Origin of the sequence: Streptococcus oralis SK610 (assembly GCF_000257455.1) — a bacterium.
Lineage (GTDB): Bacteria > Bacillota > Bacilli > Lactobacillales > Streptococcaceae > Streptococcus > Streptococcus oralis_CB.
This window is the reverse complement of the sequence record NZ_AJKQ01000031.1, coordinates 1-15,387: the sequence shown is the minus strand read 5'-3', so window position 1 is coordinate 15,387 and position 15,387 is coordinate 1. Positions and strand designations below refer to the sequence as shown.

The following is a 15,387-nucleotide window of genomic DNA, read 5'->3' as shown; positions in this document are numbered from 1 at the left end:
GATTTTCATTGAATATAAAAGAAAATAAAAAGAAGTTGAGATTTCTCAACTTCTTTTGTTGCTTAATGTGATACGCGACGGCGAGCTGCTTTTTTACGGTTTTCTTCGATGAAAGCTGCTTTTTGCTCTTCTGGCTCAATCACTTTCTTTTTAATTGCGTATACTGCACCTGCAACGGCAGCGACAGTTCCTGCGACACCTGTTACAAGACCTTTAGCGAATCCTTTAGCCATGAGTCTTCCTCCTTTATCTTCCCGATCAGCCAGACTCCTTAAGTGGTAGCATTTTTCTGACTGACCTTTTTGTGATATAATAATAGTAACGAAAAAATGGAAATTTTTCAAGGAAAAAAGATGAAAACAAAAATAATTGTGATTGTTGGACCGACTGCTGTTGGGAAAACAGCCCTTGCTATTGAAGTGGCCAAGCGCTTTGGTGGAGAAATCGTCAGTGGTGACAGTCAGCAAGTATACAGAGGGTTGGATATTGGTACGGCCAAGGCTAGCCCAGAGGAGCAAGCTGCAGTTCCTCATCATTTGATTGATGTCAGAGAGGTGACCGAGTTTTACTCGGCTTTTGATTTTGTTTCAGAAGCTAAGAAGGCTATTAAGGATATTCAAAGCCGTGGCAAGCTAGCCATTATTGCTGGTGGAACAGGGCTTTATGTCCAGAGTCTCTTAGAAGGCTACCATCTAGGTGGAGAGACACCTCATGAGGAGATATTAGCCTATCGAGCTAGTTTAGAGCCTTATTCAGATGAGGAATTAGCCCATCTCGTGAAGCAAGCAGGCCTTGAAATTCCCCAGTTTAACCGTCGTCGTGCCATGCGTGCCTTGGAAATCGCCCATTTTGGACAAGACTTGGAAAATCAAGAAAGTCCTTATGAACCACTGATTATCTGCTTAGATGATGAGCGTAGTCAGCTTTATGAACGTATCAACAACCGAGTGGATTTGATGTTTGAGGCTGGGCTTTTGGATGAGGCCAAGTGGTTGTTTGAGCATTATCCAGACGTACAGGCTGCTAAAGGCATTGGCTACAAGGAACTCTTTCCTTATTTTCGTGGGGAGCAGACTCTCGAGGAAGCCAGCGAGAGTCTCAAACAGGCGACTCGTCGTTTTGCTAAGCGTCAGCTGACCTGGTTCCGTAATCGCATGCAGGTGACCTTTTATCAGATCGGAGAGTCTGGCGTGAAGGAGCGCATTCTAAGCCAGATTGAGGAGTTTTTAGATGATTGAAACAGAGAAAAAAGAGGAACGTGTCCTACTCATTGGTGTTGAGCTACAAGGCATGGACAATTTTGACCTCTCTATGGAAGAGTTGGCCAGTCTGGCTAAGACAGCTGGGGCAGTCGTAGTCGATAGCTACAGACAAAAACGTGAAAAATATGATTCCAAGACTTTTGTTGGCTCTGGTAAGTTGGAAGAAATTGCTCGAATGGTGGATGCTGAGGAAATTACTACTGTCATCGTCAATAATCGCTTGACTCCACGGCAGAATGTCAATCTAGAAGAAGTTCTGGGTGTCAAGGTGATTGACCGTATGCAGTTGATTTTGGATATCTTTGCTATGCGGGCTCGAAGCCATGAAGGGAAACTCCAAGTCCACCTGGCCCAGCTCAAATATCTCTTGCCTCGCTTGGTTGGTCAAGGAATCATGCTCAGTCGTCAGGCTGGGGGAATTGGTTCCCGTGGTCCAGGTGAAAGCCAGCTGGAACTGAACCGTCGTAGTGTTCGAAACCAAATTACGGATATCGAGAGACAGCTTAAGGTGGTTGAGAAGAATCGAGCGACAGTCAGAGAAAAACGCTTGGAGTCGAGTACCTTTAAGATTGGCTTGATAGGCTACACCAATGCTGGGAAATCAACCATCATGAACACCTTGACCAGTAAGAGTCAGTATGAAGCAGATGAGCTGTTTGCGACCCTGGATGCGACGACGAAGAGCATCCATCTTGGGGGCAATCTACAGGTTACCTTGACTGATACTGTTGGCTTTATCCAAGATTTGCCAACAGAATTGGTGTCCAGTTTTAAGTCAACCTTGGAAGAAAGCAAGCATGTGGATCTTCTGGTTCATGTCATCGATGCCAGCAATCCTTATCACGAGGAGCATGAAAAAACGGTTCTGTCTATCATGAAAGACTTGGATATGGAGGATATTCCTCGTCTGACCCTTTATAATAAAGCGGATTTGGTGGAGGATTTCACGCCTACCCAAACGCCGTATGCCCTCATTTCTGCCAAGTCCGAGGATAGTCGTGAGAATCTGCAGACTTTGTTTTTAGAGAAAATCAAGGAGATTTTTGAAGTCTTTACCCTGCGCGTGCCATTTTCGAAGTCCTACAAGATTCATGATTTGGAAAGTGTAGCGATTCTTGAAGATCGCGATTATCAAGATGATGGAGAAGTGATTACAGGCTACATTTCCGAGAAAAATAAATGGAGGTTAGAGGAATTTTATGACTGATATTAAAACCTTGGCTCTAAAGTATGGAGGTTATACAAGTCTGGATAAGGTCTATCTGGATCAGCTTCTAGCTGGCAAAACAGAGCAGGAGCAGTTAGCTCTCATCACACCTCCTCCGAGTGTAGTCAATGCCTACTTTGCTGAACTCTACCAGAAAAAGAGTCCTGAAGCTGCGACGGATTATTTTTCAGAACTCAGTCAGGAACTAAATCTCTACAATGTTGAATCAAGTTTCACCTTTGAAAATAAGCCTTTTATTCGTCTGAACCTGTCGGGTAAATCTTTTGGATTTTGCTATGAGAGTGAGGGACTGGGGCGGATCTTCTCTGAAAATGAAGAGGAAATCTCGGATGACTTGCTTTTTGAGATTGCGCAAATTTTCCCTCATCAACTCGTCTTTGAAGAATCTGGAAAGATTTACATGAAGGATGCTGGAGTTGAGGAAGTTGTTAGCGTGAAGAATCTCACAGCTTTGACTGATTTAGAAAGTTTAGCAGATGGTCGCAAGCGTCTCAAAGGCTACAGCCAAGAGGATTTACTGCAAGAAGCTGTTGCTTTTTCTGGCAGTCGCTATTTCCGATCGGAAAATCGCACAGCTATGTTATATATTGATTAATTAGAAAGTATCGAATGGATATTCAATTTTTAGGAACTGGGGCTGGTCAGCCCTCTAAAGCCCGCAACGTTTCCAGTCTCGCCCTGAAACTCTTGGACGAGATTAACGAAGTCTGGCTCTTTGACTGTGGAGAAGGAACGCAAAATCGCATTCTGGAAACCACAATCCGACCACGTAAGGTCAGCAAAATCTTTATTACTCACCTGCATGGAGATCACATTTTTGGCTTGCCAGGATTTCTTTCTAGCCGTGCCTTTCAGGCCAATGAGGAGCAGACAGATTTGGACATTTATGGACCACAAGGGATCAAGTCATTTGTCTTAACCAGTCTACGTGTGTCAGGTTCTCGTCTGCCTTACCGCATGCATTTTCATGAGTTTGACCAAGATTCTCTAGGAAAAATCCTTGAGACCGATAAATTCACTGTGTATGCAGAGGAGCTGGACCACACTATTTTCTGTGTTGGCTATCGTGTCATGCAAAAGGACTTAGAAGGTACCTTGGATGCTGAAAGACTCAAAGCTGCGGGTGTGCCATTTGGACCGCTCTTTGGAAAAATCAAAAACGGTCAGGACGTTGTTCTAGAAGACGGAACTGAAATCAAAGCTGCTGACTATATCTCAGCGCCACGTCCAGGTAAGATTATCACCATTCTGGGTGATACCCGAAAAACCAATGCCAGTGTGCGTCTAGCTGTCAATGCCGATGTCTTGGTTCACGAGTCGACTTATGGCAAAGGAGATGAAAAAATTGCCCGCAACCACGGTCACTCAACCAATATGCAGGCAGCACAAGTAGCAGCAGAAGCCGGTGCTAAACGCCTCTTGCTCAATCATATCAGTGCTCGTTTCCTCTCAAAAGATATCAGCCAGCTCAAGAAAGATGCAGCAACTGTTTTTGAAAATGTCCATGTGGTTAAAGACTTGGAAGAAGTTGAGTTATAATGTTATAGTTCGTTGAGAGGGAAATAAGATGACTGTTGAAAATCGTGTATTGGATAAAGCAGATTGGTATTTTGAGAATGCATTAACCAACTACTTGCAAAGCTATCAATTACAAAAAGAAGAGCTAACTCAAAAAAATTATCGGGAGATTTATCGTTGGGCTGCGAATCATATCGGTTTTTTCGTTACTTGGCTCATCCAGCATGATGCCAAAGAAATGATGTCTCCTGATGAAGAAACGGTATTCCAAAGTGTAAAAAATGAGCAAACTTTGGGTGTTGATTATCTTTTAGACTGGTGCGATGGTAAACTGGGAACAATGGATATTACAAAGGATTTTCTGGCTTTTGTAAATGACTATTATGAACATCGGTATATGGATGATTACTCCGAATTTGTAGTCAATGACTTATATGACTTGCCTTTAGAATTTTTAGGTGACTGGGAAGATTATCATCTGTTTGCTCCTGTCATTGATCAAGCTTATGCTCATTATTTAGCTGGAAAAAGATTTCATTAAATTAACCAACACTTTGAAAGGAATAGAGATGCGCACTATCATCATCACTGGAGCTAGCGGTGGTTTAGCCCAAGAAATGGTCAAACTCTTGCCAAATGACCAACTCATCTTGCTAGGTAGAAACAAGGAAAAACTAGCCCAACTATATGCAAAGCATCCTAATGTGGAATGGATTGAAATCGATATTACTGATGACTCAGCCCTAGAAGCTCTGGTAGCTGACCTCTATCTCCGTTATGGCAAGATTGATGTTTTGATTAACAACGCTGGATATGGAATTTTTGAAGATTTCGACCAGATTTCTGATCAAGACATTCACCAGATGTTTGAGGTCAATACCTTTGCCCTGATGAATCTGTCTCGTCGTCTTGCAGCTCGTATGAAAGAAAGCCGAAAAGGCCATATCATCAATATCGTCAGCATGGCAGGATTGATTGCAACAGCTAAGTCCAGCCTTTACTCAGCAACCAAATTTGCGGCTATTGGATTTTCAAATGCGCTGCGCCTCGAACTGATTCCCTACGGTGTCTATCTAACGACGGTTAATCCAGGTCCAATCCGCACAGGATTTTTTGACCAGGCTGACCCAGATGGGACCTACCTCAAGTCGGTTGATCGATTTCTCTTAGAACCAGATGCAGTGGCTAGAAAGATTGTCAAAATCATAGGAAAAAACAAACGGGAACTCAATCTACCAGTTTTGTTGAACCTAGCCTATAAGTTTTATACCCTCTTTCCCAAATTAGCCGATAAGTTGGCAGGGGGAATCTTTAATTATAAGTAAAAGGAGTTCCTTACAAAAGGAACTTTTTTTATACTATTTAACTGAGTGTCAAAAATTTGTTTGTTTTTGTTCTAAATCTACATTCACTTTTTTTGAGTCTTCTACAAATTTTAGAAAAAACAATCAAAAATATGATTTTTTGTGTTTAGGGTATTGAAATTTCCTATATTATTTTATAAAATAAGGGTAAAAGGCTATGAAAAAGTAATACGCTTACAAATAAATGGAAGCGGTTACCAAAGGAGGATTTTATGGAAAAAGGCCATTGGAATCGTAAAAGAGTCTACAGCATTCGTAAGTTTGCCGTAGGCGCTTGCTCTGTCATGATTGGAACCTGTGCGGTTCTATTTGGAGGAAGTGTCATTGGAGAATCACCAGTTTTCGCGGATGAAACTCCAATTACTCACACTGTGGAACAAGCAAAAGAGGAAAGTCCGGCAGTGGAGGAAAAAGAAGATCAAACTGTAACAGAGCACAAGGATGCTGCAAGTGTCGACCAAAGTCAAGCTGCTCCAATTGAAGCAAGCAAACCAGAGGTGAAAGAAGAGGAACCTGTAGCTCCAAAAGAGGAGAAAGCATCTCTAAAACCTGAAGAAACAGCTCCAAAGGTAGAATCTCAAGCTTCAAGTCAAGAAAAGCCTGTCAAGGAAGAGTTGAAAGCTGCGACAAATGAAGAAGTGAATCAAATGATTGAAGATAGAAAAGTGAATTTTAATCAAAATTGGCACTTTAAACTCAATGCGAACCCTAAAGAAGCTGTGAAATCAGATGCCGACGTATCAACATGGCAAAAATTGGATCTCCCACACGACTGGAGTATCTTTAACGATTTTGACCATCAGTCACCTGCCCAAAACGAGGGTGGACAGCTCAATGGTGGTGAAGCTTGGTATCGCAAGACCTTTAAACTTGATGAAAAAGATCTCAAGAAAAATGTTCGTGTCACTTTTGATGGTGTCTATATGGACTCTCAAGTCTATGTCAATGGCCAGTTAGTGGGGCATTATCCAAATGGTTATAACCAGTTCTCATACGATATCACCAAATACCTTCACAAAGATGGTCGTGAGAATGTGATTGCTGTCCATGCGGTTAACAAACAGCCAAGTAGCCGTTGGTACTCAGGTAGTGGTATCTACCGTGATGTGACCTTGCAAGTGACAGATAAGGTTCATGTTGAGAAAAATGGGACAACCATCTTAACACCAAAGCTAGAACAACAGCAACATGGCAAGGTTGAAACTCATGTAGCAAGCAAAATCGTCAATACAGATGATAAAGACCATGAACTGCTGGCAGAGTATCAAATCGTTGAACGTGGTGGTCAGGCTGTAACAGGTTTGGTTCGTACAGCGAGCCGTACCTTGAAAGCACATGAGTCAACAAGTCTTGATGCGATTTTAGAAGTTGAACAACCAAAACTCTGGACCGTTTTAAATGACAAACCTGCCTTGTATGAACTGGTTACGCGTGTTTACCGTGACGGTCAATTGGTTGATGCTAAGAAAGATTTGTTTGGTTACCGTTACTATCATTGGACTCCAAATGAAGGTTTCTCTTTGAATGGTGAACGCATTAAATTCCATGGTGTTTCCTTGCACCATGACCACGGAGCGCTTGGAGCAGAAGAAAACTATAAGGCAGAATACCGTCGTCTCAAACAAATGAAGGAGATGGGCGTTAACGCCATCCGTACAACTCATAACCCTGCAAGTCCACAGACCTTGCAAATCGCAGCAGAACTTGGTTTGCTGGTTCAGGAAGAGGCCTTTGATACGTGGTATGGTGGTAAGAAACCTTATGACTACGGACGTTTCTTTGAAAAAGACGCTACTCACCCAGAAGCTAGAAAAGGTGAAAAATGGTCTGACTACGATCTTCGTACCATGGTCGAAAGAGATAAAAATAACCCAGCTGTCTTCATGTGGTCTATCGGAAACGAAATCGGTGAAGCCGATGGAAAGGCTCACTCTCTTGCAACGGTTAAACGCTTAGTAAAAGTGATTAAAGATGTTGATACTACACGTTATGTTACTATGGGAGCAGATAAGTTCCGCTTTGGTGATGGTAGCGGTGATCATGAGAAAATTGCTAATGAACTGGATGCAGTTGGTTTCAACTATTCAGAAGACAACTACAAGAAACTTCGTGCGAAACATCCAAACTGGTTGATTTATGGTTCAGAAACATCTTCTGCAACCCGTACACGCGGTAGCTATTATCGTCCTGAAAGTGAATTAAAACATAGTAACGGACCTGAACGTCATTACGAACAGTCTGACTATGGTAATGACCGGGTTAACTGGGGTAAAACGGCAACAGATTCATGGACCTTTGACCGTGACAACGCTGGCTATGCTGGACAGTTTATCTGGACAGGTACGGACTATATCGGTGAGCCTACACCATGGCACAACCAAAACCAAACTCCTGTTAAGAGCTCTTACTTTGGTATCGTAGATACAGCTGGTATTCCAAAAAATGACTTTTATCTCTACCAAAGCCAATGGGTTTCTGCTAAGAAGAAACCAATGGTTCACCTTCTTCCTCACTGGAACTGGGAGAATAGAGAATTAGCCTCTAAAGTAGAAGATGCACAAGGCAAGATTCCAGTTCGCGCATACTCTAATGCTGCTAGCGTAGAATTGTTCTTGAACGGTCAATCTCTCGGAGTTAAGAAGTTCAACAAAAAACAAACTAGCGATGGGCGGACTTACCAAGAAGGTGCCAATGCTAAGGAACTCTATCTTGAGTGGAAGGTTGCTTACCAACCAGGTACTTTGGAAGCTGTAGCTCGCGATGAAGCTGGAAAAGAAATTGCACGTGACAAGATTACCACTGCAGGTCAACCAGCAGGTGTTCGTCTCATCAAGGAAGAACACGCAATCGCAGCAGATGGAAAAGACTTGACCTACATCTACTACGAAATCGTAGACAGTGAAGGAAATGTGGTACCAACTGCCAATAATTTGGTTCGTTTCCAATTGCACGGACAAGGTCAACTTGTCGGTGTCGACAATGGGGAACAAGCCAGCCGTGAACGTTATAAGGCCCAACCAGACGGTTCTTGGATCCGCAGAGCCTTTAACGGTAAAGGTGTTGCCATTGTCAAATCAACTGAACAAGCAGGTAAATTCACACTAACAGCCCATTCAGATCTCTTGAAATCTAGTCAAGTAACGGTCTTTACTGGTAAAAAAGAAGACCAAGAAAAGACTGTTTTAGGTACAGAGGTGCCAAAAGTACGTACTGTTATTGAGAAAGAGCCAAAAATGCCGAAGACAGTCGGTTTTATCTACAGTGATGGCAGTCGTGAAAAACGTCCAGTAACTTGGTCTTCAGTTGATGTGAGCCAAGCAGGAGTTGTGACTGTTAAAGGTATGGCAGACGGACGCGAAGTTGAGGCCCGTGTCGAAATTCTAGCAATTGCAAATGAGCTTCCAACTGTTAAGCGTGTTGCTCCAGGAACAGACTTGAGCGCTGTTGACAAATACGTTTCTATTGCTGTAACGGATGGAAGCGTACAAGAATACGAAGTTGATAAGTGGGAGATTGCGGAAGCAGATAAAGCTAAACTGTCAGTTGCAGGATCACGTATTCAAATGATTGGCCAACTGGGTGGTGAGACTATTCACGCTACCCTTGTAGTAGAAGACGGTGATGTTGCAGCACCTGTAGCACCAACTGTAACGGTTGGTGATGAAGCTGTCACTGGTCTTACTAGCCAAAATCCAATGCAATACCGAACTCTTGCTTACGGTGCATCCTTGCCAGAAGTTGTAGCAAGTGCTGAAAATGCGGATGTTACTGTAGTCCAAGCAAGTGCAGCAAACGGCATGCGTGCAAGCATCTATGTTCAACCAAAAGATGGTGGCCCTCTTCAAACCTATGCAATTCAATTCCTTGAAGAAGCGCCAAAAATTGACCATTTGAGCCTACAAGTGGAGAAAGCTGACGGTCTTAAAGAAGATCAAACAGTGAAATTGTCTGTCCTTGCCCACTATCAAGACGGAACACAAGCAGTTTTACCAGCAGATAAAGTAACCTTCTCTACAAGTGGTGAAGGGGAAGTCGCAGTTCGTAAGGGAATGCTTGAATTGCATAAGCCAGGAACAGTCACTCTCAAGGCAGAATATGAGGGGGCTACAGGTCAAGTTGATCTCACTATCCAGGCCAATACTGAGAAAAAAGTAGCCCAATCTATCCGTCCAGTAAACGTAGTAACAGACTTGCATCAGGAACCAAGTCTTCCAGCAACAGTAACAGTTGAGTATGACAAAGGTTTCCCTAAAGCCCACAAAGTCACTTGGGAAGCTATTCCAAAAGAAAAACTAGACCACTATCAAACCTTTGAAGTTCTAGGTAAAGTTGAAGGAATTGACCTTGAAGCGCGTGCTAAAGTCTCTGTAGAAGGTATCGTTTCGGTTGAAGAAGTCAGCGTGACAACACCAATCGCAGAAGCGCCACAATTACCAGAAAGTGTTCGTACCTACGATTCAAATGGTCACGTTTCATCAGCTAAGGTTACTTGGGATACGATTCGTCCAGACCAATACGCCAAGGAAGGTGTCTTTACAGTTAATGGTCGCCTAGAAGGTACGCAATTAACAACTAAACTTCATGTTCGCGTATCTGCTCAAACTGAGAAGGGAGCAAATATTTCTGACCAATGGACCGGTTCAGAATTGCCACTTGCCTTTGCTTCAGACTCAAATCCAACTGATCCTGTTTCAAACGTCAACGATAAATTGATTTCCTTTAATGACCGCCCAGCTAACCGTTGGACAAACTGGAACCGTACTAATCCAGAAGCTTCAGTTGGTGTCCTATTCGGAGATTCAGGTATTTTGAGCAAACGTTCAGTTGATAATCTAAGTGTCGGATTCCACGAAGACCATGGAGTTGGTGTACCGAAGTCTTATGTGATTGAATATTATGTCGGTAAGACCGTTCCAACAGCCCCTAAAAACCCTAGCTTTGTAGGTGAGGAAAACCATGCCTTTAACGATCCTGCAAACTGGAAAGAGGTAAGCAATCTCAAAGCACCAGCTCAATTAAAAGCTGGAGAAATGAATCATTTCAGCTTTGATAAAGTTGAGACCTATGCGGTTCGCATTCGTATGGTTCGACTTGATAGCAAGAAAGGAACGTCTATCACAGAAGTACAAATCTTTGCAAAACAAGTCGCAGCAGCCAAACAAGGACAAACAAGAATCCAAGTTGACGGTAAAGACTTAGCAAACTTTAACCCTGATTTGACTGACTACTACCTTGAGTCAGTAGATGGAAAAGTTCCTGCAGTAACAGCAAGTGTCAGCAACAATGGTCTCGCTACCGTCGTTCCAAGCGTTCGTGAAGGTGAGCCAGTTCGTGTTATCGCGAAGGCTGAAAATGGGGACATCCTAGGAGAATACCGTCTACACTTTACAAGCAATAAAGACTTGCTCTCTCGTAAACCAGTTGCCGCGGTCAAACAAGATCGCTTGCTACAAGTAGGGCAACCGCTTGAATTGCCAACTAAGGTTCCTGTTTACTTCACAGGTAAAGACGGTTACGAAACAAAAGACTTGGCAGTGGAATGGGAAGAAGTTCCAGCAGAAAATCTGACTAAAGCAGGCCAATTTACTGTTCGAGGTCGTGTCCTTGGTAGTGATCTTGTTACTGAGTTCACTGTACGAGTGACAGACAAACTTGGTGAAGCTCTTTCAAATAACCCAGAGTATGATGAAAATAGTAACCGCGCCTTTGCTTCAGCCACTAACGACATTGATAGAAACTCCCATGACCGTGTGGACTATCTCAATGACGGAAATCATTCAGAAAATCGTCGTTGGACAAACTGGTCTCCAACACCATCTTCTAATCCAGAAGTATCAGCAGGTGTGATCTTCCGTGAAAATGGTAAGATTGTAGAACGGACTGTAGCGCAAGCCAAACTTCACTTCTTTGCAGATAGTGGTACAGATGCCCCATCTAAACTCGTTTTGGAACGTTATATTGGCCCAGAGTTTGAAGTGCCTACCTACTATTCTAACTACCAAGCCTACGATGCAGCTCATCCATTTAACAATCCAGAAAATTGGGAAGCTGTGCCTTATCGTGCGGATAAAGACATCGCAGCTGGTGATGAAATCAACGTAACATTTAAAGCTGTCAAAGCCAAAGCCATGAGATGGCGTATGGAGCGTAAAGCAGACAAGAGCGGTGTTGCGATGATTGAGATGACCTTCCTTGCACCGAGTGAATTGCCTCAAGAAAGTACGCAATCGAAGATTCTTGTGGATGGAAAAGAACTTCCTGACTTCGCTGAAGATCGTCAAGACTATCAAATCACCTATAAAGGTCAACGTCCAAAAGTCTCAGTCGAAGAAAGCAATCAAGTAGCTTCAACAGTTGTAGATAGCGGAGACGATAGCCTTCCAGTACTTGTTCGCCTTGTTTCAGAAAGTGGAAAACAAGTCAAGGAATACCGTATCCAGTTGACTAAGGAAAAACCAGTTTCTGAGAAGACTGTTGCCGCAGTACAAGAGGAACTTCCAAAACTCGAATTTGTTGAAAAAGATTTGGCCTATAAGACAGTTGAGAAAAAGGATTCAACACTGTATCTAGGTGAAACACGTGTAGAACAAGAAGGAAAAGTTGGTAAGGAACGGATCTTCACAGCGGTTAATCCTAGTGGAAGTAAGGAAGAAAAAATCCGTGAAGTGGTAGAGGCTCCGACAGACCGCATCGTCTTGGTTGGAACGAAGCAAGGAACCTCCCTTCCAGAAGATGAAGTGAAGAACCTAGTCCTTAACAGACCAGAACTTGTAATCGAAGAAGAAACAATTGATTTCAAGGTTCAGGAACAAAAGAATGATCAGCTTCCAGCGGGTCAAACTCGTGTTCTACAAGAAGGTCAAAAAGGTGTCCGTGTTCACTTGATCGAAGTTGAAAATGGTAAGCGAACTGAAAAGGATAGCTATGATAAAGTTATGGCTCAGGATCGCATCGTAGAAGTAGGTACGGCTGGTGAAACGACCAAACCAGTACCTCAAGAAACTACAAAACCACAAGTATCAGAAAAAGCAGATACAAAAGAAATTGCTTCAAGTGCAACTAGTCAGGTTCAAAAAGAGCAGTTACCAAATACAGGAAGTGCAGAAAGTCAAGCAGCCCTAGCAGCAGGTTTAGCTCTTCTTGGTTTGAGTGCAGGATTAGTGGCCACTAAAGGTAAAAAAGAAGACTAGAATGAATAAGTATTTCTTCTAAATGTATCTCAGAAAGACCAGGGAAACCTGGTCTTTTTAATGGGTAGAAGTATTCTCTCTAGAGCAATTTTGCGTTTATGAAATCAGATACCCAAAATAATTAAAACATTATCTGGTATTGAAAACGAGATAAACTTATTTTTTAAAAAATAGCGATAAAATATACCAGATTTTGTTTCGATGATAGGAGAAGAGAAGACACAAAGTGGTTAATATACGGATGGGAAAAAGTCGATTTCAAACCATAAGAAAAAATTGGATTTTTTTTATAAAATTTTGCTTGATAGTTCTAGCCTTTTTCTTCATAGTATGATAAAATGTGGATGTAATGTGGCTAATAATTTTCACTTGAAAAAGGAGAATGGTGATTAGTTGGGGACAATCAGTTAGTTTACTATTACATTGTACATTTACAACTGAATAATATAAGAAAGGAAGATTAAATGAACAAGAAAATAAGATCTTGGATTCAGATCCTTATTCTATGTTTGGGAGTTATTCTCCAATCGTTTGCCCCTCTGACGCAAGTACATGCGACAGAGTATAATGATGTGATCACTAGTGTTGGTGTTGAAAACAGATCTGGTGAAGCTTTAACGCAAGGGTTGGATATTTGGCAAGAATTCCGTCTTACTGCAGATTTTGTTTTGCCAGATAATACGGTGCATGAAGGTGATACAACAACACTTCAATTGCCATCAGAGATTACATTTTCAAACTCTTCAGACATTGAATTACGAGATGCTTCTAACAATCTTGTAGCTACTGGTCGTTTAGATGCAGCTAGCAAAACGATTACTCTAACTTACACAAAGTTTGTTGAGAATAATTCTGGCGTTAGGGGGAAATTCTTTGTCTATGTTCGAGTTGACCATGATGTTGTTTCAGAAGAAAAAGACATTGATGTCAATATTACTGTAGGACATAGAGTTCTATTTGCAGGGAAAATCCGTTACAACGGCCCTCCAGGGAAATACGACTCTAAAATTGAAAAGAGTTCCTTCCAATACAAGGATGACGAGAAAAATGTAATCCGTTATAACATTACTGTAAACCGCAATATGGCGAACTACAGTGATGTCACTATCAAAGATGCTTTCTCTTCTCCAAATATGACCTTCCTACCAGATACTTTTCGTATTTACAAAGTAGATTGGAGTTGGAATAACGGAGACTGGAAATGGACTAATGCTCAGGATATGACCGAAACCTTTAAAAACCAACTAGTGGTAAATGCGAATGGTGATGGTTTCACCCTTCCTTTAGGAGATACTAATGGTTTTGGTTATATGATCGAGTATCGAGCTAAAGCGAATTATGATCTAGTTGATGGTGAGGAAATCACGAACGTAGCCAACATGAGCTACAATGGTAGTGAGAATGAACAATCAACAAGCACACGTACCTACCAGATTGCAGGTGGTGTTGCGGAAGGATATGTTTTCACCATTAAAATTCATAAGGTAGACGAAGCAGGCCAACCTTTGCAAGGTGCAGTTTTTGAAGTAATTCGTGATCGTAACCAAGCTGTTGTTGGACGATTGACAACAGATTCTGATGGTAACGCTAGTGTAGGCAAATTGTTGCGAGACAACTATACAATTCGTGAAGTAACTGCTCCTCTTGGCTATGACAAATTAACTGAAGATATTAAAATTTCTCCAGATGAGTTTGGTTCAGACAAATCAGTAGAACGTCGAATTGAAAATAAGAAGACACCTCCGAAGACACCAACTGAGAAAGAGATTACTTTCAAAAAGGTGGATCCAAATGGAAAAGAAATTCCAGGAGCGGAACTGAAAATCTATAGTGGAGATACAGTCAATCTTGAAGAGGCACCTGTTGCAGACTGGACTACTGTAGCTGACACTTCTAAAGTGATTAAGCTGGCACCAGGGACCTACACTCTAAGAGAGTTCGATGCTCCAGAGGGATATCAAATTGTAGGAGATATTACTTTTACTGTTAATGCTGACGGTTCTATCACTATTAAGAATAAGGGAGCTGATGACACTGTTCTTGCAGCTGGTCCAGTTCTGACTATTACCGATAAAGAGGATACTAGTCCAAAACCAATTACCTTCAGTAAGGTAAACCTTGGAGGGAATGAAATCGCTGGTGCACAGATTAAGATCTACAAGGGCGACAAGGCAGAAGGCACAGCTGTAGAAAGCTGGACTTCAACTGACCAACCTAAGCAATTGAATCTTGAACCTGGTATCTACACTTTCCATGAGGAAGCAGCCCCAACTGGTTACCTCAAAGTAACGGATATCACTTTCCAAGTTAAACCTAACGGTACTGTTGAAGTGACAAAAGTAGGTGAAAAAGATTCTAAAGGTGAAGACAATCGTGTTGTAGCCCAAAATTCAACTCTGACAGTTACTGATAAAGATGACGATGTAGCTCGTAAAATCACGTTCAGTAAAATTAGTCTTGGTGGGGTTGAAATCGCAGGAGCACAAATCAAGATCTTCAAAGGCGATAAGGCAGAAGGCACAGCCGTAGAAAGCTGGACTTCAGAAGCTGGTAAGTCTAAAGAATTGAGCTTAGCACCAGGTACATACACTTTCCATGAGGAAGCAGCCCCAACTGGTTACCTCAAAGTAACGGATATCACTTTTAAAGTTAACTATGACGGAACAGTTAAAGTGACGAATGTTGGTACTAAGGATGCTAAAGGCGAGGACAATACTGTCGTAACCGATGGTTCAACAATCAAAGTCACTGATAAAGATGATGATCTTCCACGTAAGATTACCTTCAGTAAGGTTAGCCTTGGTGGAACAGAAATCGCTGGCGCA

9 protein-coding genes are annotated in these 15,387 nt (G+C 42.1%); 8 read left to right on the top strand and 1 reads right to left on the bottom strand.

From position 1 onward, the window contains the following. Positions 1-62 precede the first annotated feature (62 nt). Positions 63-233, bottom strand: coding sequence for a DUF3042 family protein (locus HMPREF1115_RS11185; RefSeq protein WP_001051782.1), 171 nt, complete (start codon positions 231-233; stop codon positions 63-65). 120 nt (positions 234-353) lie between these two features. Between HMPREF1115_RS11185 and miaA the strand changes: the two genes are divergently transcribed. From miaA to HMPREF1115_RS11145, 8 genes are all read left to right on the top strand, one after another. Continuing rightward, complete coding sequence (gene miaA, locus HMPREF1115_RS11180; RefSeq protein WP_000850163.1) at positions 354-1,238, top strand: tRNA (adenosine(37)-N6)-dimethylallyltransferase MiaA; 885 nt, start codon at positions 354-356, stop codon at positions 1,236-1,238. After that, a complete protein-coding gene (hflX, locus tag HMPREF1115_RS11175) occupies positions 1,231-2,469 on the top strand; it encodes a GTPase HflX (RefSeq protein WP_000573175.1) in 1,239 nt (412 codons plus the stop codon). The genes miaA and hflX overlap by 8 nt, the downstream gene beginning before the upstream one ends. Further along, the gene (locus HMPREF1115_RS11170) at positions 2,462-3,085 is read left to right on the top strand and encodes a hypothetical protein (protein WP_000129702.1); all 624 of its coding nucleotides are present in this window, start codon (positions 2,462-2,464) and stop codon (positions 3,083-3,085) included. Before hflX ends, HMPREF1115_RS11170 begins: the two co-directional genes overlap by 8 nt. A gap of 14 nt (positions 3,086-3,099) precedes the next feature. Then, positions 3,100-4,029 (top strand): ribonuclease Z, encoded by a 930-nt coding sequence (gene rnz, locus HMPREF1115_RS11165; RefSeq protein ID WP_000354326.1) that lies wholly within the window; start codon positions 3,100-3,102, stop codon positions 4,027-4,029. A 28-nt stretch (positions 4,030-4,057) separates the two neighbouring features. Then, entirely contained in the window at positions 4,058-4,549 is a 492-nt protein-coding gene (locus HMPREF1115_RS11160) for a DUF7832 domain-containing protein (RefSeq protein ID WP_000215494.1), read from the top strand. 28 nt (positions 4,550-4,577) lie between these two features. Continuing rightward, positions 4,578-5,333: an SDR family NAD(P)-dependent oxidoreductase gene (locus HMPREF1115_RS11155; protein ID WP_001259143.1), complete on the top strand. Its 756-nt coding sequence runs from the start codon at positions 4,578-4,580 to the stop codon at positions 5,331-5,333. Positions 5,334-5,584: 251 nt separating this feature from the next. Continuing rightward, positions 5,585-12,562: an LPXTG-anchored adhesin/beta-galactosidase BgaA gene (gene bgaA, locus HMPREF1115_RS11150; protein WP_000410702.1), complete on the top strand. Its 6,978-nt coding sequence runs from the start codon at positions 5,585-5,587 to the stop codon at positions 12,560-12,562. Positions 12,563-13,026: 464 nt separating this feature from the next. After that, positions 13,027-15,387, top strand: a 2,361-nt coding sequence (locus tag HMPREF1115_RS11145; RefSeq protein WP_001035130.1) for a SpaA isopeptide-forming pilin-related protein, incomplete at its 3' end; no start/stop codon positions are given.